The sequence below is a fragment of the Tannerella forsythia genome, from assembly GCF_001006485.1.
In the GTDB taxonomy this organism is placed as follows: Bacteria; Bacteroidota; Bacteroidia; order Bacteroidales; family Tannerellaceae; genus Tannerella; species Tannerella forsythia.
This window is the reverse complement of sequence record NZ_JUET01000139.1, coordinates 71,208-95,987: the sequence shown is the minus strand read 5'-3', so window position 1 is coordinate 95,987 and position 24,780 is coordinate 71,208. Positions and strand designations below refer to the sequence as shown.

Below are 24,780 nucleotides of genomic sequence, written 5' to 3'. Positions count from 1 at the left end.
AATATAAAAATACACAGTATATGAAAAAGATAGCAAATCATATTGTCCTATGGATCGCTTTCATGGTTGTTCTCATGTCGTGCGACTCATTGAATCTGGCTCCCGAAGATTATTTCGGAAGCGGAAACTTCTGGAAAAATGAAGCGCAGGTGAACGGTGCACTCATCGGATTGCATGCCGACTTAAGAAGAAGTTATTTCATGTTCTATCATTTGGGAGAAATACGGGGAGGCACCCAGCGTGTAGGCTCCTCGTCGTTGAACACCAGTCTTCACTATGCCAACGAGCGTTCCAACCTGTTTGATAAGGATCGCACAGGCATCCGAAACTGGTATGGGCTTTACGACAATCTCTTTCAGGTAAACCATTTTATCGATCAGGTAGAAAACAAATGTACGTTTTTGAGCGACGAGAGCCGTAAAAATCTGCTGGCACAGGCTTACGGGTTCAGAGCGTTGTACTATTTTATGCTCTATAAGACGTACGGCGGCGTGCCGATCGTGACGGAAACCGAAATCCTCAACGGGAAGGCAACTGCCGAGAAATTTTATGTCGAACGGGCTACACCGCAGGCTACGATGGAATTCATCAAGAAAGACATCTTGAAATCGGAAGAGTATTATGCCGGTAAGACAGTAAGTAACAACTATCCGAAGATGATGTGGTCGAAGGCGGCTACCTTGATGCTCAAGGCCGAAATCTACTTGTGGGCGGCCAAAGTATCCATCCAGGGATATACGGCGACCGGTACGGACGATCTGAAAGTGGCGAAAACAGCCCTGAATGAAGTAGTCGGTAAGTTCGAATTGCTCAAAGACTTCGGAAGCATTTTCAGCACAAGTAATCGCAATAACAAGGAGCTTGTTTTTACACTGCATTTTGCCGATCGCGAAGCCACGAATAATGCTTCAAGTTTCCTTTACCAACAAGCGCTGTTTGTGGGTCAGGTATATGGCCGCAACGGGAAAAAGATCGAGAACGACACGCTGAATCTGAAAGGTACGGGCGGGGTGTTCCGCAGCGAATATACTTATGACTTCTGGAAGACCTACGATGCCGCCGACCAACGACGTGATGCCACCTTCCTCGAGTATTACGGCGACTCACTGCTCACCGCCTCGAAGTTCGGATGCGTAATGAAGAAAGGCGTCGGCTCCATCAATGAGAATAACAACCGCGTCTACGATGCCGACATCATCATCTATCGTTATGCCGATGCATTACTTATGATGGCGGAAGTGAGCAATGGATTGGGAGAACCGTGTGCCGATTATATCAATCAGGTACGCAAACGTGCGTATGGAAAGCATTACGAAGAACATTCGTATAAGGAAAGCGATTTTGCAACGAATGAACTGGCTATTTTGCATGAGCGCGATAAGGAATTTGTATGGGAAGGCAAGCGTTGGTTCGACGTTGTACGCATGCGCGATGCTTCAAAAAACTCACTGGCTTTCTCTGCATCGGCCAATTATCCTGCCGGCAGTCCGCTTATCAGCGCATCCGAAAAACACAAACTGCTTTGGCCTCTCGACATCGGCACGATGAACATCAACCCCCTGCTCAAGCAGACTCCGGGGTATGAATAATTAAAAATAACAAGCCCAAAGGAAGTGCGATTCGAAAAAATATGCCTTTCTTTGGGCTTTCATGTAAAAATACCTGTCGTATGAAAAAGTTTTTTTGGATTATTGGTTTATTTATATCGATGCAGATGACACGGGCGGCGGACAGTGTTTACGTACAAAACCCACAGATCCCCATCCTCATCGATCGGACGGACAATGTGCTGTTCCGTATCCGTATTCCTGACGCGACGAAAGGCGATGTGCTGAACCGGCTGACCATACGCTTCGGTAACGAAGACAAGTTGTCGGAGGTGAAAGCCGTTCGTCTGTTTTATGCCGGTACGGAAGCGGCCACAAAAGGCCGTTCCCGTTTTGCACCGGTGACGTATGTCTCTTCGCACAATATCCGTAACACGCGTTCGGCCAACCCGTCCTATTCCGTCCGGCAGGATGAAGTGACGACCGCTGCAAATACATTGACGCTGAAAACACGTCAGCCGATGGTGAAAGGCATCAACTATTTTTGGGTGAGTGTGGAGATGGATCGTAACACTTCGCTACTGTCGAAGCTCACCCCGACGGTGACGGAAGCGGTTATCAACGATAAGCCGGCCGTTATTGCCGGCGAACAGGCCGCTGTGCGCCGTATGGGGATCGGGGTGCGTCATGCGGGCGACGACGGATCGGCCTCTTTCCGTATTCCCGGATTAGTGACAACGAACGAAGGAACATTGCTCGGGGTCTATGATGTACGTTACAATAACAGTGTAGATTTGCAGGAGCATGTCGACGTAGGGCTGAGCCGCAGCACCGACAAAGGTCAGACATGGGAACCGATGCGCATTGCCATGTCGTTCGGTGAGACCGACGGATTACCGTCGGGGCAGAATGGAGTCGGCGATCCGTCCATCCTCGTCGATGAACGCACGAACACCGTCTGGGTTGTTGCCGCATGGACGCACGGGATGGGCAATGCGCGCGCATGGACCAATTCCATGCCCGGAATGACACCCGATGAAACAGCCCAACTGATGATGGTAAAAAGTACGGACGACGGCCGAACATGGAGCGAACCGATCAACATCACGTCGCAGGTGAAAAATCCTTCGTGGTGCTTCCTGCTGCAAGGTCCGGGAAGAGGAATCACAATGCGGGACGGTACGCTTGTCTTCCCGATCCAGTTTATCGACTCCCTACGTGTCCCTCACGCGGGTATTATGTACAGCAAAGACCGTGGAGAGACGTGGCATATCCATCAGCCGGCGCGTACCAACACGACGGAGGCGCAAGTGGCTGAGGTGGAGCCGGGCGTGCTCATGCTGAACATGCGTGACAATCGTGGCGGCAGCCGTGCCGTCAGCATTACACGCGACTTGGGAAAAAGTTGGACGGAACACTCGTCGAACCGCAGCGCCTTGCCGGAATCGATCTGTATGGCGAGCCTGATCAGCGTCAAAGCGAAAGACAACATCATCGGGAAAGACCTGTTGCTCTTCTCGAATCCCAACACGACGGAAGGACGTCATCACATCACCATCAAGGCGAGCCTCGACGGAGGTGTTACGTGGCTTCCTGCGCATCAGGTACTTCTCGACGAAGAAGACGGATGGGGCTACTCGTGTCTGTCGATGATCGACCGGGAAACGGTCGGGATATTTTACGAATCGAGTGTGGCACACATGACCTTTCAGGCTGTTAAAATCAAAGATCTGATACGATGAAGCATCGTTTGTCTTTTCTTTTGGTCGCTTTTTCTTTTGTAGCCTTGTCTGTAAGGAGCGAACTGCTCCCTTTGCCTCAGCAGATAAGCCGGTCGGACGAAGTATTTCTTTGTGAGGAAGTCGCTTTTCGTCTGCCGGAAGAGGTAAAAGGCATGGTGACGGAGTGGGCGGACGAATGGCAGGTCAAAGAAAAGACAAACGCTTCGCGACGCTTCGAGGTGCACTGGGTGACCGATATTCCCGAAGCGCTCCGCAACAAAGACGAAGCGTATACGCTGCATATCTCGCGTGAACACATACATATCGAGGCGATAAAGCCGCAGGGAGTCTATCGGGCGATGCAAACGCTTCGCCAACTGACGGAGCGCAGTGAACAGGGCGTACGTGTGCGCGGCTGCCGGATCACCGACTGGCCGGCTTTCCGTATCCGCGGATGGATGCACGACGTCGGACGCTCATATATCTCGCTCGAAGAGCTGAAACGGGAGATCGTCCTATTGTCCCGTTACAAAATCAACACATTTCATTGGCATCTGACCGAGAATCAAGCGTGGAGACTCGAAAGCAAACGCTATCCGGCACTTAATGACAGCGCCCATACGACGCGTATGCCGGGAAAATATTACACACACGAGGAAGCACGTGAACTGGTCGACTTCTGCCGGAAACATTTCGTGACCCTGATTCCCGAAATCGACATACCCGGACATAGCGCCGCCTTTGAACGCGCTTTCGGTTGCGGTATGCAGAGCGAAAAGGGCATGAACATCTTGAAGACACTGATTGATGAAGCGTGTGAAGTCTTTGATGTGCCGTATCTGCATATCGGAACGGACGAAGTTGACTTTACGAACCCTCTGTTTGTCCCTGAAATGGTGGCTTTTGTCCGTGCCAGAGGGAAAAAGGTTGTTTCATGGAATCCGGGTTGGACGTATCAACCCGGCGAGATCGACATGACACAGCTTTGGAGCTATCGCGGCAAGGCTCAGCAAGGCATACCGGCCATTGATTCGCGCTTTCATTACCTGAATCACTTCGATACGTTTGGAGATATCGTTGCACTGTATAACAGCCGTATTTATAACGAAGAACAGGGCAGTGAAAACCTCGCGGGCGTCATCCTCGGCATCTGGAACGACCGTCTTCTGCCCGATGAACGGAGTATCATCCTCCAAAACGGCCTCTATCCAAACATGCTTGCCATAGCCGAACGCGCATGGCGGGGTGGGGGATTTGAATATTTCGACCGAAACGGTGTTATCCTTCCCGACGAACATTCCGAGCCGTTCAGGGCGTTTGCCGATTTCGAACGACGGATGCTTTGGCACAAAGCTCATTATTTTAAAGGGTATCCGTTTCCTTACGTCAGGCAAACGCATGTGAAATGGACCGTAACGGACGCTTTTCCGAACGGAGGAGATCTCTCGAAAAGATTTCCGCCCGAAGAACAAATCCAAACAACGTATGAATATGAGGGTAAGACGTACGGAACGCGTACTGTGACAGGCTCGGGTATCTACCTGCGCCATGTATGGGGCGATTTGGTGCCTGCGCTCTACGAACATCCGCAGGAAAATCATACCGCTTACGCCTATACGTGGGTTTACGCGCCGCAGGAGCAGGAAGCAGGCATGCGGATCGAGTTTCAGAACTACAGTCGTTCCGAACCCGACCTGCCTCCACGTCAAGGTACGTGGGATGATCGCCAAAGTAGTATTCGTCTGAACGGTGAAGAAATCATGCCGCCCGTCTGGACGGCTACGCATACTGAAAAAAGCAACGAGACGGCGCTGGGTAACGAGAACAGCGTGGCTCGTCCGCCGGTACGTGTCCGCCTTCGCAAAGGCTGGAACCATGTGTTTCTGAAACTGCCCGTCGGGCGGTTTACGATCCCCGAAGTGCGGCTCGTAAAATGGATGTTTACCGTCGCCTTCGTCACCCTTGACGGAGAACAGGTGCTCGAAGGACTGATTTTTTCGCCCGAACCTAAATAACATATTAACGATATACAATGAAAAAATATTGGATAGGAATACTGTGGATGCTGACCTGTGTAAGTATGGGGTTGGCTCAGAAGACTGTGAAAGTGGCTTGTGTAGGAAACAGCGTTACCTACGGAACAGGCATCAAGAATCGTGAAACCGACTCGTATCCCGCGCAATTGCAGCGTTTGTTAGGCAAAGGATACGAGGTAGGCAGTTTCGGTAAACCGGGAGCGACGCTTTTAAATAAGGGTTTTCGCCCATACACGCAGCAGGAAGAATACAGAAGGGCGGTCGAGTTTGCGGGCGACCGGGTGATCATTCATTTGGGACTGAACGATACCGATCCGAAGGCATGGCCGAACTACAGGGATGAGTTTTTGCACGATTATCTGGCGTTGATCGATACGTTTCGCCGCGTCAATCCCGCATGCCGCATCTGGGTATGTCGGATGACGCCGATTGCGCACCGGCATCGCCGGTTTAAATCCGGTACGCGCGACTGGTACTGGATGATTCAGGAGAAAATCGAACAGGTGGCGCGATGGGCCGGCGTAGGACTGATCGATTTGCAGGAGCCGTTATACCATCGCCCCGATTTGTTGCCCGATGCTCTTCATCCCGATGAGGAAGGCGCGGGATTGCTGGCGAAGACCGTTTATCAGGCCGTGACAGGTGATTTCGGAGGACTGAGAATGCCTGCCATCTATTCGGATAATATGGTATTGCAGCGGGATCGCGCGTTAACGATTGAGGGGACGGCTGATGCGGGAGAGACCGTCACCGTAAGCATCGCGAAGCAGACGAAGACAGCCCGGACTCCCGATAACGGACGATGGACGGTTACGCTCGACCCTATGCCCGCGCAGACAGGACTCGTGCTTACCGTCGCGACGCCTTCGCGCAAACTTACTTACAGGCAGGTGGCCGTCGGTGAAGTGTGGCTTTGTTCGGGACAGTCGAACATGGCGTTCCAAACATCGGAAGCCGACGCTGCGGAACGTGCGAAGCTGCTCGATTTCGCGCGGAAGAATCCGCAGATACGCTTCTTCGACATGAAACCTCGCTGGCATACCGGCGCGTCGGCATGGAGCAAGACCGCGCTCGACTCGTTGAATCACCTGCAATATTACCACGACACCCGATGGGAACCGTGTAACGAACAGACGGCCGACCGTTTCTCGGCCATTGCCATGGCTTTCGGCCGTATGCTCTCCGACAGCCTCGGAGTACCCGTGGGCTTGATCTCGAATGCCGTAGGCGGATCACCGGCCGAGGCGTGGATCGACCGGAAAACGGTGGAATTTGAATTTCCCGACCTCTTATACGACTGGACGAAGAACGATTTCATACAAGACTGGGTGCGTGAGCGTGCAACGTTGAACCTCAAAGAAGCGACGATCCCCTTGCAGCGGCATCCTTACGAGCCTTGTTATCTGTTCGAAGCAGGCATCGCGCCATTGGCGCGTTATCCGCTCAAAGGAGTACTGTGGTATCAGGGCGAATCGAATGCGCACAACTTGGAAGCATACAGTAAACTTTTTCCGATGCTGGTAAACAGTTGGAGAAGCTATTGGAGAGAAACATTGCCCTTCTATTTCGTGCAGTTATCGAGCCTGAACCGTCCGACTTGGGCGTGGTTTCGCGATACGCAGCGCCGTCTGGCCGAAGAAATTCCGTCGTGCGACATGGCAGTGAGCAGCGATCGCGGAGACTCGCTCGATGTGCATCCCAAACGCAAGACCGACGTCGGCGAACGGCTGGCACGCATCGCGTTGAACCGCAGTTACGGACAATCGTCCGTCATTCCTTCGGGACCTTCATTCCTTTCGGCCACATTTAGTGAGCAAGCTGTCTGGCTTTCGTTCCGTTATGCCGAAGGATTGACGACATCCGACGGAAAACCGCTGTGTACGTTCGAATTGGCTGGCGAAGACGAACGTTTCTATCCGGCCGAGGCCGAAATTGTCGGGCATCGTCTCCGGCTACGTTCGCCGCAGGTAACACGTCCGCGGAAAGTACGTTACGGATGGCAGCCGTTTACGCGGGCAAACCTGATTAACGGAGCGGGATTGCCGGCTTCAACGTTTCAGGCTGTGATTGAATAAACAAGAGATGAACAATATACATTATATCGTCTGTGTCGCGCTGGGGCTCGCGCTTTGGAGCGCGTGTCGGCACGGCGGCACGGACAAAAAAGAAGAAACGGAAATGATACAATGGAATCGTCTGCCCGATTTACCGGGCATGGAGGGGACAGCCTCGCTGGGTGTCTCCGCGCCTTTTACGGGAGTAACGGGAAACCGTCTGATTGTGGCCGGGGGATGCAACTTCCCCGATAAACCGGTGGCCGAAGGTGGCACCAAGCGATATTATGCCGAGATTTGGACGCTCGACTTGTCGGCCGACAGTGCCCAATGGACAAACGCGGGCGTGTTGCCTCGTGCCGTGGCTTACGGCGCGAGCATCGGCACACCCTACGGAATTGTCTGTGCGGGAGGAAACGACAGCGCGTCTTCGTTTACGGACGTCTTTTTACTTTCCGCGAACGACACCTCCGAAGCGTGTACCATCCGTCCTCTGCCGTCGCTTCCCGTGGCAATGGACAACTTCGCCGCGACGTATATGGACGGAAAAGTCTACGTAGCGGGAGGAAATGCGAACGGAACACCGTCTCATGCCTTCTATTATCTCGATCTTTCCGTGCGAACGGATTCCGGTCGATGGGAAAAACTCCCCGATTTTCCCGGAGCTGCACGCGTACAGCCTGTTTTAGTGGCGCAACACTGCGGAAACGAGGAATATCGCCTCTATTTAGCCGGAGGATTTCAGCCCGGAACAACCGAGACTCCGCCCCAAATCCCTGACGAAATCCTCGCATTCTCGCCTCGCACCGGAACATGGGAAACGGAAACCGCTCTGCCCCCTTTGAGCGACGGCAATCCGCGCACACTGACCGGAGGATGCGCCGTAGCTTGCGGCGACAGCGCCATGCTCTTCTTTGGCGGAGTAAATTATACGCGTTTCTTCGATGCGGTCGACCGCCCGCGCCAAATGGCTCTGGCCCGCGCCGCCAACGATACGCGACGGTTAGAGGCATTGCAAAGCGAAGCGGCCGATTATCTCCGCCACCCGGTCGACTGGTACCGCTTCAACGACGAAGTGTTGCATTATGACGTGCGTTCACGTACCTGGACCAACCGAGGCGCTTACGAGGCCGTGGCACGTGCCGGAGCCGGTGCATTGTTCCACAATCGGCGGTTGATTGTCGTGAACGGCGAAATCAAGCCCGGCATCCGTACGCCCCGTGTAAACATCGGCATGTTTTGAAAAACAGCAAAGGAAACCCGGGCTTGAGCACATTCTTCGCGTATCACCGTCCCGGATATCGAGCAGGCCAAAGAAATAGAAGTAGAGTTGAATCTCTTGTCTTTATGAGATAAAAACGAATAAGGAGTGAATAATTCAACAAATCATCGTTTTAAAGTCGTTTTTTCCTACATCGGTCATAGGGGAAAATTTTACGGACGACAGCAATGATAAAGAAAGAACCTATGGTAATGACTTTTCCATAGGTTCTTTTTCCCTTTCCTTGCGCTATTTATGACCGGCAGTACGCCTTGCCTTACGCCGGAAGAGACGCACGATATATTTTACTCCCAGCACCACGCCACTCAATGATACGAACGCGCCGCCGAGCAGCAGCATCCACATCACCGTCGTCCACAATACGGGATGCTCCGTGAGGAACTTGAAGCGCAGCGCATGCAGAGCGGAATACATCCAGAAATGTGTCCGACGGCGTGTATTGTATTCGCGCAAACGGCCGTTGGACGGAGTGATGTAGTAACAGCTCCGGTCTTCATTCTCAACGCTGACTTTCCAGACGGGCAGCTCCAGTCGACGTTTACGGTCAAGGTAGTACGTGTCGTACTCATTAAGCTGTTCGGTGCGGATAACGGCGTCATCGCCGTGAATTCTACGCACGGCCTCGGTAGCCTGCGCTTCCGTCAGGGCAAGCGGTTGGGCGGTCGTGGCGTCAATCGTCAGCCGTTCGGCTCCTGAGAGCATAATTTCGTATGTCGGTAAGCCGAAAAAGTGCGACCAGCGTATCTCGATGGCACGTCCGTCGTATTGGGAGATCAGCGCCTTGTAATCGAGCGGATAAGCGGTGGGCGGCGGTGCCAGAGCTTCCATCGTCTGACGAACAGGATATTTTTGATGCTCCTTCACGAGCCATTCGGGCGGATCAGCCAGCGACATCATCCCGCTGAATACCCACGTCAGTGCAAAGAGGCCGAAGACGATCCCCGTCACGTGATGCCAGTAATACCATTTCTTCTTATACGGAAACCATTTCTTTTTCCGCCGGCGCGACTTCACACTGACGTAAATGCCCACATAAAGACCGGCTATGACCATGATCGCCCCGACGCCCGAAAGCCAAATAACCGTTTTGATCCACAATTCGCGGTCTTGCCTCAACAACGTAAAATAAACCCAGTGAGGCACTGCCCCGACCCATGCCCAAAATCGCTCGGAGCGCGTCGTATATTGCAATACCTCACCGCTGCGCGACGAGATGTACAGCTCGGTGCCGTCGTGATCGGCAAAATGAAATTTATAAATCGGGAACTCTTCCTTCAGCCGTCCGAAGGGTATCCACTGGTCTAAAGCATGCAGCGAATCGATCCGGCTGACGGGAGCGTTGCACCAGAGCGCCGCTACACGAGCGATATATGCTCCGTCGATGACAGGCAGTTGCTCGGCGCTGTCGGCCGGCAGACGGAACGTTTCTTTGCCGCTGCGAATCTCGTAAACGGTCTGTCCGAGGTAACGGCTGACCGACAGTTCGTCGATCGTACAAGTGTCGGGCAAGCGTCGCGCCAGCTCATCAACCGAGGGCAGATCGGTGTCGAGCGGCTCCAGCTTAGCCGCTTTCTCGTCGCGACCGGCCGAAGGAAACCCGTGATATATCATCACGATGCCCGATACGAACCACATGAGAAACAGGACGCTGAGCAACGTGCCCAGCACCCGGTGAATGGTAAACATGATACGTGAAAACATAATTCAATCAGAATCAATACAAAATAGGTAATAATACCAGAGATGAGACATAAACAGATATCTTACGATCCATATTCATCCGTAATATGGTTTTGCGTCCAAATACACGAACCGTATCGGACGGAATGGCAAAATCAGCGATATTGCGCTTGACAGTTAATACTTCCTTCACATAATTACCTTCCATAAACAATAAAGTACATACCGAATCAAAAAATACATTATTGCGTACTAACTTTGCTTTTCCTCTGCTGATATTTTTTTCTCGAAGTATTTCCTTATCATCTTGGTAAGGAGATATTATACATACAAAGTCCCAATCTCCCTGCCACAAAGTGTCCAATGTAAACAATTTTCCGGTCTCAATTTGCCGCAACCTATTTTCCAATCTAGTATCAGATGAATTTTGGCAATTGGCAGTAAAAATCAAAAACAATCCAAATAGAAAGAAAAGAGCAAGCTTATCCCTCGGTATCCTATAAATAGAATTTTTCATTTTAGTATAAACTAAGTTGCAATTCCCTATTATCTTTTCCGTTTAAAACGAATACGAGGCAGAAAGTAAGAAGTTACGCGGCATACTCGGCACAAACTGGTTACCGAGCGACTGATTGAAATAATCCTGATCGAACAGGTTGTTCACATTCAATCCCAAACGGACGTTATTTCTCATCCGGTACGAGAGGCCGGCATTAGCCAACCAATAAGCATCGAACTGTGTCGTATTGTCGGCATTACGGAAAACCTTATCCTGATAGGTCACATCGAAGTTTGCTCCCCAGCCTTTCAACATCCCCTCGGTCACTTCATAGTCGCCATAGACATAGAACGTATGTTTGGGAATGCGGGGATATTGTTTTCCTTTCAGACGGTAGCTTTCAAGATATGGATTGTCGGCGACCTCGCGCACACGCGCATCGGTATAACCGTATCCTGCCGTCAAGGACATGCCTGCAATCGGTTTGTACGTCAGCTCGACATCAAATCCTTTCGAGTCCATACGGCCTACCTGTCCTACAATTGTCTTACTCAAAGTATCGCCTTTGACAATATCGCCTTTGTTACCCAGCGTGTATTGGATATTTTTTTTGTTGATATAGAACAGGCTGACATTGGCTTCGAGTTTCTCGACCAGTGTATAACGTATCCCGACTTCTACTTGAAAACCTTGCTCGGGATCGAATACTTTGCCGTTTTTCGTAGGGAAAAATTCTTTGCCGTGACGGTCGAAATAGCGTATATCATCGCGATAGAAACTGACAATCGGTTTGAAGTACGAACCGATCGAAGCATAGAGCGAAAGCTGCTCGACAGGCAGATAAACAGCTCCGATACGATACGTAAATGCCCCGGTCTTCACACGATCAAAAAGCGTATCGGCCGGCATTTTGTAACTTCGTTGTCCATCGATGGTCGGCACACCGGCTACGCGCTTATAGCCGTACAAATCGTAACGTCCGGCCAATAGCACTTTTAGTTTGTCACTGATTTCGATCAGGTCTTGCAAATAGAAACCATGCATATACGTACGTGATACGTAAGCCTTCCCAAAATTCGTCTCCATCCATCCAATACTGTGTGGATTATGTACCGTACCATGTCCGGTCAAACCGGGACCGTAGACATTCTTTCCCAAGTCGTAACCGCTGTATGAATCACGGATCAGGGCAATTAACGAATACCCTGCCAGATAATTGTGCTTAATGTTTCCGGTCGAAAACTTTCCGTTCAGCTCCAACTGATTGTTGTACGTCTGCGCCATGTGCGAAAAGCGCAACGGAAAATCATAACGAAGCGAATCGAGCGAAATATAGACCTTCGTCTTACCTTTCATATAATAGTGGGGATAGATCGGCTTATCGCTCGTCAGATAGGCCAGGTCTTCGGTGCCGAAATAGTCAATATCGTCGTTTGTGTACGAGAATTTATTCATCAGTTTGGCGGCATTGCTAAACGTATGTTTCCACATAAGCGACGCGTTGAAGTTACGGTTATACATAAAATCCGATTCGCTGTTATAACGCGCCTTGCGGTCTAACCCCGGCAGCAGATCCCCTTTACTGAGGTACTTCGAGTTATCGACTGTGTTATAAATATCGGCGGGCATCACATCGGGCAGACCTATTTCGGTCGGGTAATAATCGCGATGGGCAGCGATACGGATATCGAGCTCATCGGCCTGGGTCAGCTTGCCTCCCAAGGCTACATACCCCGACAAGCGTCTCATGGCATTATCGCGCCAGCCTTCCTGCGTCTGATAATTGAAGTTCGCGAAGTAATTGAGCGGCCCTGCGAGTTTGCCTCCGAAACCGAGCGTTGTCTCCAGATTGTAATAACTGCCGTAAGCGATGCGTGCATTGACTTTTTGCTTTTCAGAAGGCGCCTTACGGACGATGTTTAGTACACCGCCCACAGCCGACTGTCCGTAAAGCACCGATGCTGGGCCTTTGAGCAGTTCGATGCTCTCGATCGACGAGAGATCCATGAACGGATACGAGTTGTTGATCGACGAACGTTCATCACGTACCCCGTCGACCATCACGATAGAGTGGTCAAAACCACGGATCGAAATCTGTTGAAACGCTCCGTAGGAGGTTTGTACACGCACGCCGGGCAAGAAACGCACCGCATCCTGAATATTGCGGATGCCACGGTTTTCGAGCACCTTCGAAGGCAAACTGTTGGTCGATACCGGCAGAAATGACGCCGGCACGTCGAGTTTCATCACGGAAACTTTCTTTTGCTGCGCTCCCGTTATCGATACTTCGTCGAGATGAAAGGTGGTGTCCTGAAAGTTCGTGTAACCTTTCTGATCCTGTGCCTGCACGGTACATAAAACACCGAAAAGCACAGCACATAACGTAATACTTTTGATTCTCATAAAAAACTAATACTATTAAAATAACTGTTTTCCTTTGCACCGATACAAACGGTTTTACAGGTTCTCTATTCGTCGTGCCGGTATTCGTACCCGGGCGTCGCATAAACCTTTTTTCTTTCTACAATGTCCGTCATCTTATGATGCAGACTGAAACGGATATGGTCGATAAAAACGGCACGGATACCTTCATATTCTCCCAATCCCTTCAATATCGTTTCTACCTGATACCCTTTTGCTTCAAGTTGTTCCTTCATCTCGCCGGCAATATCGTTCTTGGCATGGTCGCCGGCCACGAACATGAGCGGACATAATACCACACGTTCGGCTCCGCTCTTCCTGATCCGTGCTTCGGTATCGGAAAGCATCGGGTAGCCTTCGAGTGTCACGACGAAATGGTGCTCATGCCCTTCGACATTCATCACATCGCCCAGCATGGCATACTGTGCCGTAGCCGGTATATACGTTCCGTGTCCGACCCATACGACAGCCCGACCGTCAGAAGGCACAGTGCCGAGCGTTGCGGCTACCGCCCGGTAATCATCGGGCGTGTACAGCAACGGCGTCCCTACGCGGATATCCTTAAAATCACCCGATACGCCGGCTACCTCACGGCGCAGGGCTTCCATCTCCACGCCTTCGATCAGCGTCGTAGGCTGTACGATCACGTGCGTGTAACCGTGCCTCTTCAACCAGTCAAGCTCTTCGAGCGGCGTCTTTTTCGTAATGTCTCTTTTGGCGAGACGTTGAATCACCGTGCGCGACGTATACGCTTCGCGCACCTTAAAATCGGGAAATGTTTCCTGCACCTGTTCCGTCAGACGGTCGATCGTCAAGGCGCGTGTGTCGTCGTGCGTCGTACCGAAATAAACCATTACGATCGCCGCCTTATCGTTTGCCGACATCGTTTTCAGCATGTCCGAGTGAACGAAGTTTCGTCCTTCGTGTGCCTTACATATACTCATTACCATAAGCATCCCCATCCATAAATATGTTTTCATCATCTTTCTTATTTTATAAGTGAAAAATTAAAAGTTAAAAATGAAAAGAGAAAAGCTAAAAATCAAAGGTTCCCCTTAACCATTAATCATTGACAATTAACCATTATCTCCTCTTCATCTTCCGCCGAAGATATTTTATACCCAACCAAATACCGGACAACGACACATACGCTCCGCCAAGGCACAGCGTCCAGATGGCGATGGTCCACAAGACCGGACGTTCCACTAACCAATGAATATTCAGATAATGCAACCCGCTGAACACCCACTTTTTGGCTTTGCGGGCACGATTCAAATAACGAAACTCGCCCGTAGCCGGATCGACATAATAGACGCTGCGATCCGCATTATCGACCTCCACCTTATATACAGGCAAGGGCAACCGACCGCTTCGCGAGAGGTAATACTCTTCGTATGTGTCGATAAGCGAAACCGTGAGTTCCGCCTCTTCACCATGGATATGACGTACAGCCTGCGTAATCTGCTTGTCCGTCAGGCTCAGCTCTTTCACGTCCGTACCCGAGGCGTCGATGCTGACCGTAAGGTCGGCCGTTTGCACCTCATAGACGGGCACATCGCGGAAATGCGACCATTCGACCGTTTTCAGCCCGGGATAAGCCTCCGCGAGAAGGCGGTAATCGAGCGTATAACGTTCGACCGGAAGCGGACGCCCCCGAAACTTCGTGTCGCTGACGCGATAGTCGCCATGCGTCTTGATGACCCACTGTGGAATACGCTGCAAAGCCATCGCGCCGCTGAAGGCGAACGTAACGAGAAAGACGCCGAAAATCAGTCCGCTGATATGATGCCACTTATACCAGTGTTTCTTATACGGACTGCCGAATTTACCGCGCGACTTGTAGCGCTTATATAAAATGTATATGCCGGCATACAACCCCGACAGGGCGGCAATCAGCGCAATAATCCCGCCGATGGTGAGCGACCAGACCCATGCGTCGGTATGTTGGCGAAGCACAGGCAGGTAGAACTTATGCGGGATGGCTCCGATATACGCCCAGAACCGCTGACGGACGGTGGTGAACTGCAACACTTCTCCCGTGCGGGAAGCGATATACAGCTCATGCTTTTCGGCATCGTCGTAATAAAATTTGCAGATCGGCATTTCGCTCAGGTAGCGCGAATACATGATCCAGATGTCACGTTTATGCAACGTATCGACACGCACAGGATCGGCATCGACCCACCGCCGTGCTACGGCGTCGAGCGTCTCGCACGTAACGGGCATGACCGTCTGCAACGTATCGGCGCAACGCACATAGACGCTGTCTGCCGTCTCGATGGTCAAGAGCGTCTGCCCCTGAAACTGACGCACACCGACAGCCTCAATGTTCGAGACCGGCTCCGGCAGACGCGCCAACACAGCCTCCACATCAGGCAATGAAGAAGGCAACGGCTCCATCCGTTCGCGCAACTGTTGATCGGTCACATTCGGGAACGGGTGATAAATCAGTACCAGCCCCGACACGAACCACATAAAAAAGAATACGCAGACGATCGTCCCGAATATCCGGTGAACGGAAAAGAAAAACGCCCTTACCTTCTTCATTTCAATACTGTTTCTATTTATCTTTCAATGCCACGATACGACCGAACAGATAACCTTTGGCAATTGTCAGGCCTTTCGTTACCTCTCCCGTTTTGATATCGTAGATATAAACACAAGGCAGCTCATTTTCGGGATTCACCCCGATATACGCCTTGTCGCCCAGCACAATGGAACGCTGCGAGAACGTACCGCTGCTGTAAGGCAGCACTTTGCCATCGTGCTTGATCTCTTCCACTTTGTCGGTCTTCAAGTCGAGGACGGCGTAGTAGCAGTTATAGTCTTCTCCCCAGCCTTTCGCTTTCGTATATTCCGGGTCCTGAATGTAGAGCAATGCTTTCTCATTACCCAGATAATCGACCGTTACGATTTTGCCTTTCGGATAATTATACCCTTTGTAGCTCTTGTCGAAGTCGGTCTCACCTTTCTTAATACGTAACAATGAGCCATATTGTTGAGTGTTGCTCGTTGCCCCTTTCAGTACGCTGTTGCAGGCCAAGTAGTAATCGCCTTCGGGCGTAAAGAAACTCTTGCTCTGCAAAAGTTCGCCATAAGCCGTTCCGGCCATAAACTCGGCGCGGTCTTCCATCACGGTCTTCTCTACCGACATATCGGCAGGGTTAATAAAAGCCATGTAAAAACGTACCTTATCATTATTATCCAGATACGAATACAGGATTTTTCCGTCGCTCTTTCTGAAGCCGGCAATACCCGATGTGCTGAATTTACCCGGTTTACCGGCTTTGCCCGGCAATTTCGGCAACTTCAGTTCGCCTTCGGCAACAATATTCATCTGATCCGTATTCACCTTGATCCAGATCACTTTATCGGCCTTTCCGTTAGCAGCCATCAACACCAGCGTATGGTCATCGATCCACGCATGCGTATAACGGCGATCTTTCAGCGTATTCTTCTGAAACGAAAACTCTTTGATAACTCTGACTTTATTTCCTACAATCTGATATTTTCCAAAACGGTTTTGCTCTTTCGGAACCTGATAGTAATAAGCGCCTTTAATAATGGATTCCTGATACAGTTTAGCCGTTACGTCGGCTCCGGTATTCACAAAATGAATCTGCTCCTTTGTGTCGAGCGATTTCATGTTTTGCACCAATAAAGTCCCTGCAGACCCCATACCGGCATTCTTGCCGATTGATACCCAAACATCGAAATGCGATTCCAACAGCGGATCGATGATCTTCGGATCGGGTTTGTCATCTTCACACGCCGTAAAAGCTACGCCAGCCAATGCGGCCAGCAGCATCCATACATAAAATCGAATAGTTTTCATTGTCCTTGTTAATATAATTAGTTAATAAATATTCTGAATTTGCAAAAGAACGACCGGCCGGGCTTCTGCAGCTTAAAATTATCGTAAGCCAAACGATCGAACAGGTTGTTACAGGTAACAGACACATTGTATTTGTCGTTATCGAACGATAGCGAAAGCGATACGTTGTGCTGATATTGCGAAGGAATACGCGACTTGCTCGCAAGGCTGCCGTATCCTTCCCACGTCAGGAAAAACCAATGCACATACTCGAAGTTATAACCTGCACGCAGAATACTCTTTTTCAGCAGAAAATCGCGCTTCTTCACGTTCACCTCCACGTTACCGAACAGCCACGGCCGATTCGGCACACGGTTTTTGTATGTAATCATCTCCTTGCCGTCGGGGTAATAGCGCGTCATGCTGCGGGCGTCTTCATAACTGCCGTTGGCAATCACCTGCAACCAATCGTCGTACGTATATCTTATTTCGCCCTCAATGCCTTTAATGGCCACGCTGGCCACATTGCCGTACTGGCTCAGCCCTTCGGCCTCGGAGATCACGGCGCGGATATAGTCTTTCACATTGCGGAAAAAGCCGTTCACTTCGTAAAACAGCTGATGACCGGGCGCGGGGTTCAGCGTACCGAACAGTCCGAGGTTGTAATTGTCGCTGCTTTCGGGCTTCAGCTGCAGGTTGGCATAGACGGTCGTACCGTTGCCGAGCAACTCGCGTGCCAGCGGCAGACGCATGCTGTGTTCGTACGAAGCCTTGAGCGACAGCCCTTCGCCGAAACCATAGCGCATAGCCAGTCCGTAGCCGGTATAGTTTTTCGTCGAAGCGCCCTGCTTCTCGCGCGAGCCGGTAATCCACGGCAAATCCTGCTGGGTGACATTCAAATAATTCGTATAATTCTTCACAAATAACGAGTTCTGCCAACGATCGTTCACGAGACGCTGATTATACGAAAGCCCCAGAATATGCTTCGTAAAGATATCGTTCGACGGATCAAAGTCGGTATCGATCTCGTCGTATCGTTCATTGCCCGTGCGGTTCATCAAATAGTTTAGGTTAAGACCGTGACGCGCGTCAATGCGGTAATCGAACCCGGTGCGCACGGTCGTCAGCGGCCGTTTGTTATGCCGGCGTGTACGGTCGCGCCCCGTAATCTCGTTGCGTGACGATTCGATGTAAGCGCCGTCCCAGTTGTATTTGCGGAATGCCGTGTCGGTCGTCAGCGCATGGTCCCACGTATGCGACAGGGAAAGGTTGGCTTTGAGGCCGGGCAGCAGAAAATCATTCTTCATATACCGCGCCGAGATGTTCCATGCTTCGGATTCGCGCTCGGCCTTACCGTACACGATGCTTTGAATCGAACCGGTCTGCAGCTGCTTGTGTACGGACGAGAACGATCCCGAAAGGAAAAATTCATCAGCCCACCGGCGATGCGTAACACCGGCTTCAAGCTGTGTCAGTACCGAGAAATAATCGTCATGGAAACGCTTGCGGTCGAACGGCCGGAAGCGTCGCTCGGCCTCGTCCCACAGCTCGACGCCTTTCATCAGATAATCGTTCTTTGAATAATTAATTCCGGCTACGGGACGGATCACGATGCCGCTCTTCGGCATCACATACTGCCCGAACATATCGGCTTTATGGGTATGAAACGACCCGATGCCGTACGACACGTCAAGGTAGTTCTTCCGTTCCTTTCGGGTGATGACGTTAATGGCGCCTCCCAAGGCATCGCCTCCCAAATGCGAAGGCACTACTCCCTTGTAGATCTCTACCCGGTCGATGATATTGACCGGCAAGTTGGCCAGCGATATGCCGCGCCCTTTCGCGCTCATCGGCACTCCGTCGATAAAGTAACGCACGGAATTGCCCGAAAGGCCATTGACCGACAGTTCGAAATCGGAACCTACCCCACCTTCTTCACGCACTTTGACGCCCATGGTGCGGTTGACGATCGTATTCAGACTGTGGATCGTATTGGTAAGCGGCCTCATATCAAGGGCATTGGCGGCATATGCTCCCTCTCTGACCTGTTGGGACTGCGTCTTGCCGTAAACCTCGACAGCTTTTAAAACAACCGTGTTTTCTTCGAGCATAAAATCCTGCTTCGTGTTTTTTCGGATGTTCAGTTCCTTTCTCTCGGTTTTATATCCGACCGAAGATACGGCAACGATATGCTTCCCGGCCGACAACTCCAAGGTATAATGTCCCTTGTCGTCGGTAAATGCCCCCAGCGATGTATGTTCAATCGCAACGGTTGCCATCGATACGGGATGTCCTGTCGCATCGGTGACGGCTCCGGACAACACATACTTATTCTGCGCCACCGCTTCCGTACCGAACAGACATAAACATAATGCAAACGACAGGATCAACTTCATCATAAAACTGATAAACAATAACCTAAACATACCTGCAAAGCAGCATGGCTACTTGCAGGCTTCTCACCCTATGGTCGAAACTAAAAAATCATTCGATTCCAATCACGCTGTTCTTGCCCCCGAGAACATGTTCGTCTTTTATGCTTGGCAGGTTTCCTGACTGCACCCCGAAAAGCGACCTTCCCGTCAATGACGACAGTGGTGTAAGTTTGCTTTTCCTCTTCACGGGTTACACAGTAGCGGGCACTGTTCCGGACTCCGACCGGATTCCCTTTTATGCGAACGGCAGAATGACCGACGTATCACCAAAACAGCTGCAAAATTAAGCATTTATTTCGATATTTCCGCTATAAATTCTTTTTTTACGGCTTTAAACGGCACTGTTATTGTTAATCTACATTACTTTATTCCAATCAATCCTGATTGCGTAAAACCTTGTCTGTATTTTGTGGCGTGATGCTTTTTTAGCAAATCCTATGTAATTGTTTGAAAATAAACAAATCATCCGATAATATAAAATCGTTAAAATTTTTACAAGCAGATGATTTTCAATAATTTTATAGTTTGTAAAGTTTACAGCGGATGGCCTTGTAGAATCCTTGAAATTTTATTGTTGAAGAAAATGAAAATTGTAACGTATCTTTGCGCGAAAATTAATGCAGAAAATACAATGAATCCGATGATGAAATTTCCTTCAGAGAAAACAAACAAACAATGCGTTTTTTTTCGATCTGCTCTCTTTTTTTTGACCATCCTGTCGGTTATATCGTGCCGCTCTTCTCCACCTCAATATTACGAAGAGAGCGGAACGGTTTTTCATACGCTCTATCAGATTAAATACGAATCGTCCGTGTTGTTGACCGAAAAAATCGACGCGGAGTTTCAGGCCTTTAATCTCTCTCTGAACCCTTTTAATCCCCACTCGATATTGGCCAAAGTAAATCGAAACGAAGAGGTGGAGATTGACGATCGGTTCATAACCGTTTTTAACAAGGCCATGGAAGTATCTGTGCACTCCGATGGAGCTTTCGATGCAACAGCTGCTCCGTTGATCAATCTGTGGGGCTTTGGATTTGAACAAAAAGACAGTGTATCGCAACCCGTTATCGATAGCTTGTTAACGTTTGTCGGCTACCGAAAAATACGTCTCGAAAGCCGGCGTGTGATCAAGGAAGACCCGCGTATCCAGCTTAATTTCTCCGCCCTTGCCAAAGGGTATGCCTGCGACGTGATTGCTGCACTGCTTGAACGTGAGGGAGTAGAAAATTATATGGTCGATATCGGTGGCGAAGTTACCTCCAAAGGATTGAATCCCAAAGGAGAATGCTGGCGTATCGGTATCAGTAAGCCTGAAGACGATACGACAGGGATTAAAAATGACATCGGCCAGGTGGTAGCGCTTTGCGGTAAGAGAGGGATGGCTACGTCAGGCAATTACCGTAATTTTTATATCAAAGGAGGCAAGAAATACGCCCATACGATTGATCCCCGCACCGGCTATCCTTCGGAGCAAACGATCCTGAGTGCATCGATCATTGCGCCTGACTGCATGACGGCAGATGCATATGCCACGGCGTTTATGGCGATGGGCGTAGAAGCAGCTCTCCGCATGGCCGAAACACTTCGGGATATCGAATATTATGTGATTTATTCGGACGAGGCAGGACAAAACCGGATCCAATATTCCGGCGGCATGCATTCGGCTATGGTAAAGCCTTAAAAAGAAAAAATCCCAGACTCACGTCTCGGATTCCTCGCATAAACCATTTATATACCACTAAAAAGACTTTATTATGAAATATTATGTCTGTGGATGCAAAGATAAGCACGAGACAGGTGGTTCTACAAGTTTTCAGGCCGCTATTGGACGAAGAAGCCGTCTTTCTTATCAAACGAATGGGTTTTAGGGTATAAAATGCGAGGGATGGACCCGAGCCTGAAAAAAAGATGGAGAAAGAAAGCTAAAACAACAAACGCCACGTTTCGCTCTTCCCAAACGGAAAAACGAAACGTGGCGGTTGGATAGCCGGTTATCCCGACATGTGGCATATTGGAGTGTTTGTTTGTGCTAATTCTTCTGGTCCGTAAAATATTCGGGATATTTCAGGTCGTTAATAATAGTTCCACCCCGCAGACGGATATACGTACGAAAACCTTTGACCCCTTCCGTCAGTTCAATGATGCGGGCTCCATTCGGTTTGAGGTTGTTGTAAACCGTATTTCCACCGCTATAGCGTCCGAAAGCCAGCAGAATGCCATGCCACTGAACGGCGTAATCATTGTCATGATCATGTCCGACAAACACCCCTTCGATATCTTTCATCTCTTTCATCGCCACAAACATGCCCGAATTGAGTTTCGGAGATGAAGCGGCTTCCATACGTGTTCCGCAGAAGTGTGCATGCTCGTCCGAAGAGGCCTGATTAAACTCGGGAAACGGGATATGGAAGAAAGCCAACGAGGGGATGGGAATACCTCCGTTGGCACGTGTAAAAGACTCGCTTTGTGCGCGATACCAAGCAATTTGATCCGCTCTGATATAATCGTATCCCTTCACGTCTTCGAGTTTCGAATAGGCATTCGAGTCGAAGCAATACAGCAGTTCGGCCGTTTTTCCGGTCGTAGCCGAGAGAATCGGCAAGATAAAGTTCGTCACGCCATGGATACCTTCGGTCGTAGCTGTCAAGTTGTAAGGTATGCTTTGAATCACCGTAAACAGTTCTTCACGGGTCATGTCAAACTCGTCATCATGATTGCCATACGTTACGGCAAAAGGAATCTTTCGTTCGGAGACAGGCTTCAACACAGCCCGCATACAAGTTTCGGCCGGCTTGCCATAAATCACGTCGCCGGTGATGATGACGAAGTCCGGATTCTCGGCATCAAGCGTCTCAACGATATTTTCCAATGAACCGGCCGAGCGCGGATCGCCCTCGATATAATGCACATCGGAAAATTGAACGATCTTGAATTTTTTGTCTGCATTGAACTTTAAAGCCGGTTGCTGTGCGGAAAGAAGCATTCCTCCTCCCACATACAACAAACTTGTCCAAAGTGTTTTTTTCCAGTTTTTCATACGCTATGTTATTATTAAATTAAGATGAATAAATTTGTTCATGTCGATAAGAAAGATCGGCGTACAAAGATATGAAAAAATTGCAGAGAAAGAATCTCGACATCTTCCGCCGCTTTCTTTTTTTTGCTGAGATTGATTTTTTGCGTACATTTCGCCCTGAAAACTCATGATTCGTTTGAGCAGAAGATACGTATGAAGTCAAAGAAAGCATTTATACAATCGTTCCTTTTTTTCGCCGTTACGGCTGCGATTATCGCTTATTTTTTTCCGCGTGAAGGGAAATTCCCTTATCAGTTCCATGAAGGTAAGCCGTGGAGGTATGACCTGCTGACAGCACCGAACGACTTTCCAATCTACAAGAGCGATCAGGAAATCAAGGCTGAAAAAGACAGCATCAGGGCGCGTTTCGAACCGTATTTCCGGTTGAAAGAAGATGTATCGAAAACGGTGTTGGAAAACCTGAAAAACGATTACCTCTCACAACATACGATGAGCACTCCGTTATGGCAATACCTCAACCGTCAGATACAACAGCTTTATGAACAAGGTATCGTAGCCACTCCGGAGCTCGAGAAACTGGCTTCGGAAAATCGTACGCGAATAAACGTGCTGAAGAAAAACGTGGCTGTTGGAAGGAATGTCAGTGACTTATATTCGGCCAAAACAGCTTACAAAAAAATTATGAAGAACGCTCCCGAGCCGATGGATAAAGACGAACTGTGGTCGAGCAATTTCGAACAGTATCTGGAGCCCAACCTCACGTATGATGTGAAAACATCGGACAATGTGCTGAACAAGAGGTTGCACGACGTCTCCCTCTCCATCGGGATGGTGCAAGCAGGCGAGCGAATCGTTGACCGGGGGGAGGTGGTGGATGCCAAAACGTACAACATCCTCCGCTCCCTGAAAATCATCCACGAAACAAAATCGGGTGGCAGCCGCCGATATGGCACGATATGGGCAGGTCAGCTCGTGCTCATCTTTGGTATCTTACTCTGTTGTGCATTCTATTTTATCTCATTTCATCCCGAGATTTTCTTTCGGCGCAACAATAACATCTTTATTCAGATATGTATACTGGTGCCTTGTCTGTTGACCGAGATATGCCTCAAATACGACCTGATCAATATTTATATCCTGCCGTTTGCCATCGTCCCGATCGTAGTTCGTACGTTCTTCGACTCGCACACGGCGCTCTTCACGCATCTGATCACGGTACTGCTTTGTTCACTCATCGCCCCGTTTCCACACGAATTTCTGATGCTGCAAACTATTGCAGGTATTGTTTTTATGGTCAGTCTGAAAGAATTGACGCAGCGTTCGCAACTGATCCGGTGCGCTTTTTTCATCTCTCTTGCTTATGTGTTGTGTTACTTGGGGCTTGCGCTCTATCAGGAAGGGGATCTGAACAAAATCAATTGGCAGATGATGCCTTTCTTTGGCATCAGCTTTATTCTGCTGATGTTCTCGTACGTATTGATATACATGCTCGAGAAACTTTTCGGTTTCGTTTCCCCCATCACGCTGGTTGAACTGTCGAACATCAACACGCCGCTGCTCAAGAGACTTTCGGAAACGTGTCCCGGCACATTTCAACACTCCCTGCAAGTCTCTATTCTGGCCTCGGCGGCAGGCGCCAAGATCGGCGCAGATACCCAACTGATACGTACCGGTGCGCTATATCATGACATCGGGAAGATGACAAACCCTGCATTTTTCACCGAGAACCAGCACAAGCAGGTGAATCCACACCTCAAGTTGTCGTACGAAGAAAGTGCACAGATCATCATCAGCCACGTGACAGAAGGCGTTAAGATGGCTGAAAAAGCCATGCTCCCACGTGCCGTCATCCATTTCATCCAAACACACCACGGACGCGGCAAAACGAAATATTTCTACAATTCATACAAAAATGCTTATCCCGATCAGCCCGTTGACGAAGCGAAATTCACCTATCCCGGACCCAACCCGTTTACGAAAGAAACAGCCATTCTGATGATGGCCGACTCGATCGAAGCGGCATCGCGCAGCCTTAACGAATATACGGATGAGCATATCGAAACACTCGTCCATAAAATTATCGACAGTCAGATCAACGACGGCCTGTTGCACAATGCTCCTTTGACATTTAAGGATATCGATACCGTCAAAGCTACATTCATCGACAAGCTCAAAACAATGTATCACACCCGTATCAGCTATCCGGAGTTAAAATAACGACTTTTTGTCGGGGAGAGGAAAGGGCTCATTTCTC

At 49.8% G+C, this 24,780-nt stretch carries 15 protein-coding genes and 1 riboswitch; of the genes, 7 read left to right on the top strand and 8 right to left on the bottom strand.

The genetic code is table 11. The features are described from left to right. Nucleotides 1-20 precede the first annotated feature (20 nt). The 5 genes from Tanf_RS13660 (at nucleotide 21) to Tanf_RS13640 (ending at nucleotide 8,601) form a co-directional block, all read left to right on the top strand. Nucleotides 21-1,589: a RagB/SusD family nutrient uptake outer membrane protein gene (locus Tanf_RS13660; protein ID WP_046826242.1), complete on the top strand. Its 1,569-nt coding sequence runs from the start codon at nucleotides 21-23 to the stop codon at nucleotides 1,587-1,589. An 80-nt stretch (nucleotides 1,590-1,669) separates the two neighbouring features. Beyond that, complete coding sequence (locus Tanf_RS13655; RefSeq protein ID WP_046826229.1) at nucleotides 1,670-3,289, top strand: sialidase family protein; 1,620 nt, start codon at nucleotides 1,670-1,672, stop codon at nucleotides 3,287-3,289. Further along, nucleotides 3,286-5,283 (top strand): family 20 glycosylhydrolase, encoded by a 1,998-nt coding sequence (locus Tanf_RS13650; protein ID WP_046826228.1) that lies wholly within the window; start codon nucleotides 3,286-3,288, stop codon nucleotides 5,281-5,283. Before Tanf_RS13655 ends, Tanf_RS13650 begins: the two co-directional genes overlap by 4 nt. A 17-nt stretch (nucleotides 5,284-5,300) precedes the next feature. Further along, entirely contained in the window at nucleotides 5,301-7,379 is a 2,079-nt protein-coding gene (locus Tanf_RS13645; protein WP_046826227.1) for a GDSL-type esterase/lipase family protein, read from the top strand. Between the two features lie 7 nt (nucleotides 7,380-7,386). After that, nucleotides 7,387-8,601, top strand: a complete 1,215-nt coding sequence (locus Tanf_RS13640; RefSeq protein WP_052449134.1) for a cyclically-permuted mutarotase family protein — start codon at nucleotides 7,387-7,389, stop codon at nucleotides 8,599-8,601. Between the two features lie 267 nt (nucleotides 8,602-8,868). On the opposite strand, the gene Tanf_RS13635 is transcribed toward Tanf_RS13640, so the two are convergent. From Tanf_RS13635 to Tanf_RS13605, 7 genes are all read right to left on the bottom strand, one after another. Then, complete coding sequence (locus Tanf_RS13635) at nucleotides 8,869-10,344, bottom strand: PepSY domain-containing protein (protein WP_052449132.1); 1,476 nt, start codon at nucleotides 10,342-10,344, stop codon at nucleotides 8,869-8,871. Between the two features lie 10 nt (nucleotides 10,345-10,354). Beyond that, nucleotides 10,355-10,837, bottom strand: a complete 483-nt coding sequence (locus Tanf_RS13630; RefSeq protein WP_046826225.1) for a hypothetical protein — start codon at nucleotides 10,835-10,837, stop codon at nucleotides 10,355-10,357. A 42-nt stretch (nucleotides 10,838-10,879) separates the two neighbouring features. Beyond that, nucleotides 10,880-13,222: a TonB-dependent receptor gene (locus tag Tanf_RS13625; RefSeq protein ID WP_087879765.1), complete on the bottom strand. Its 2,343-nt coding sequence runs from the start codon at nucleotides 13,220-13,222 to the stop codon at nucleotides 10,880-10,882. Between the two features lie 65 nt (nucleotides 13,223-13,287). After that, nucleotides 13,288-14,223 carry a sirohydrochlorin cobaltochelatase gene (locus Tanf_RS13620; RefSeq protein WP_046826224.1) on the bottom strand — a complete coding sequence of 312 codons (936 nt, stop codon included), beginning with the start codon at nucleotides 14,221-14,223 and terminating at the stop codon, nucleotides 13,288-13,290. 100 nt (nucleotides 14,224-14,323) lie between these two features. Continuing rightward, nucleotides 14,324-15,787 carry a PepSY domain-containing protein gene (locus tag Tanf_RS13615; protein WP_046826223.1) on the bottom strand — a complete coding sequence of 488 codons (1,464 nt, stop codon included), beginning with the start codon at nucleotides 15,785-15,787 and terminating at the stop codon, nucleotides 14,324-14,326. Nucleotides 15,788-15,800: 13 nt separating this feature from the next. Beyond that, a complete protein-coding gene (locus Tanf_RS13610) occupies nucleotides 15,801-17,075 on the bottom strand; it encodes a DUF4374 domain-containing protein (RefSeq protein WP_046826222.1) in 1,275 nt (424 codons plus the stop codon). 17 nt (nucleotides 17,076-17,092) lie between these two features. Next, on the bottom strand, nucleotides 17,093-19,453 hold the full coding sequence (locus Tanf_RS13605; protein WP_046826221.1) for a TonB-dependent receptor: 2,361 nt from the start codon (nucleotides 19,451-19,453) through the stop codon (nucleotides 17,093-17,095). 126 nt (nucleotides 19,454-19,579) lie between these two features. Next, nucleotides 19,580-19,775, bottom strand: a riboswitch (cobalamin riboswitch). 354 nt (nucleotides 19,776-20,129) lie between these two features. On the opposite strand from Tanf_RS13605, the gene Tanf_RS13600 reads away from it, so the two are divergent. Then, nucleotides 20,130-21,170, top strand: coding sequence for an FAD:protein FMN transferase (locus Tanf_RS13600; protein WP_231964085.1), 1,041 nt, complete (start codon nucleotides 20,130-20,132; stop codon nucleotides 21,168-21,170). A gap of 348 nt (nucleotides 21,171-21,518) precedes the next feature. Here Tanf_RS13600 and Tanf_RS13595 read toward each other — a convergent pair whose 3' ends face one another. After that, a complete protein-coding gene (locus Tanf_RS13595) occupies nucleotides 21,519-22,526 on the bottom strand; it encodes a metallophosphoesterase family protein (protein WP_014225524.1) in 1,008 nt (335 codons plus the stop codon). Nucleotides 22,527-22,718: 192 nt separating this feature from the next. Here Tanf_RS13595 and Tanf_RS13590 point away from each other — a divergent pair, with 192 nt between their 5' ends. Continuing rightward, complete coding sequence (locus tag Tanf_RS13590; protein WP_014225526.1) at nucleotides 22,719-24,743, top strand: HD family phosphohydrolase; 2,025 nt, start codon at nucleotides 22,719-22,721, stop codon at nucleotides 24,741-24,743. Nucleotides 24,744-24,780: the final 37 nt, after the last annotated feature.

Bases quoted from the DNA above. Each gene is read 5' to 3' on its own strand.
- Tanf_RS13600 (WP_231964085.1), top strand. From the start codon at position 20,130: ATGATGAAATTTCCTTCAGAGAAAACAAACAAACAATGCGTTTTTTTT.
- Tanf_RS13640 (WP_052449134.1), top strand. From the start codon at position 7,387: ATGAACAATATACATTATATCGTCTGTGTCGCGCTGGGGCTCGCGCTT.
- Tanf_RS13650 (WP_046826228.1), top strand. From the start codon at position 3,286: ATGAAGCATCGTTTGTCTTTTCTTTTGGTCGCTTTTTCTTTTGTAGCC.
- Tanf_RS13655 (WP_046826229.1), top strand. From the start codon at position 1,670: ATGAAAAAGTTTTTTTGGATTATTGGTTTATTTATATCGATGCAGATG.
- Tanf_RS13595 (WP_014225524.1), bottom strand. From the start codon at position 22,526: ATGAAAAACTGGAAAAAAACACTTTGGACAAGTTTGTTGTATGTGGGA.
- Tanf_RS13660 (WP_046826242.1), top strand. From the start codon at position 21: ATGAAAAAGATAGCAAATCATATTGTCCTATGGATCGCTTTCATGGTT.
- Tanf_RS13610 (WP_046826222.1), bottom strand. From the start codon at position 17,075: ATGAAAACTATTCGATTTTATGTATGGATGCTGCTGGCCGCATTGGCT.
- Tanf_RS13590 (WP_014225526.1), top strand. From the start codon at position 22,719: ATGAAGTCAAAGAAAGCATTTATACAATCGTTCCTTTTTTTCGCCGTT.
- Tanf_RS13620 (WP_046826224.1), bottom strand. From the start codon at position 14,223: ATGATGAAAACATATTTATGGATGGGGATGCTTATGGTAATGAGTATA.
- Tanf_RS13605 (WP_046826221.1), bottom strand. From the start codon at position 19,453: ATGATGAAGTTGATCCTGTCGTTTGCATTATGTTTATGTCTGTTCGGT.
- Tanf_RS13645 (WP_046826227.1), top strand. From the start codon at position 5,301: ATGAAAAAATATTGGATAGGAATACTGTGGATGCTGACCTGTGTAAGT.
- Tanf_RS13615 (WP_046826223.1), bottom strand. From the start codon at position 15,787: ATGAAGAAGGTAAGGGCGTTTTTCTTTTCCGTTCACCGGATATTCGGG.
- Tanf_RS13625 (WP_087879765.1), bottom strand. From the start codon at position 13,222: ATGAGAATCAAAAGTATTACGTTATGTGCTGTGCTTTTCGGTGTTTTA.
- Tanf_RS13630 (WP_046826225.1), bottom strand. From the start codon at position 10,837: ATGAAAAATTCTATTTATAGGATACCGAGGGATAAGCTTGCTCTTTTC.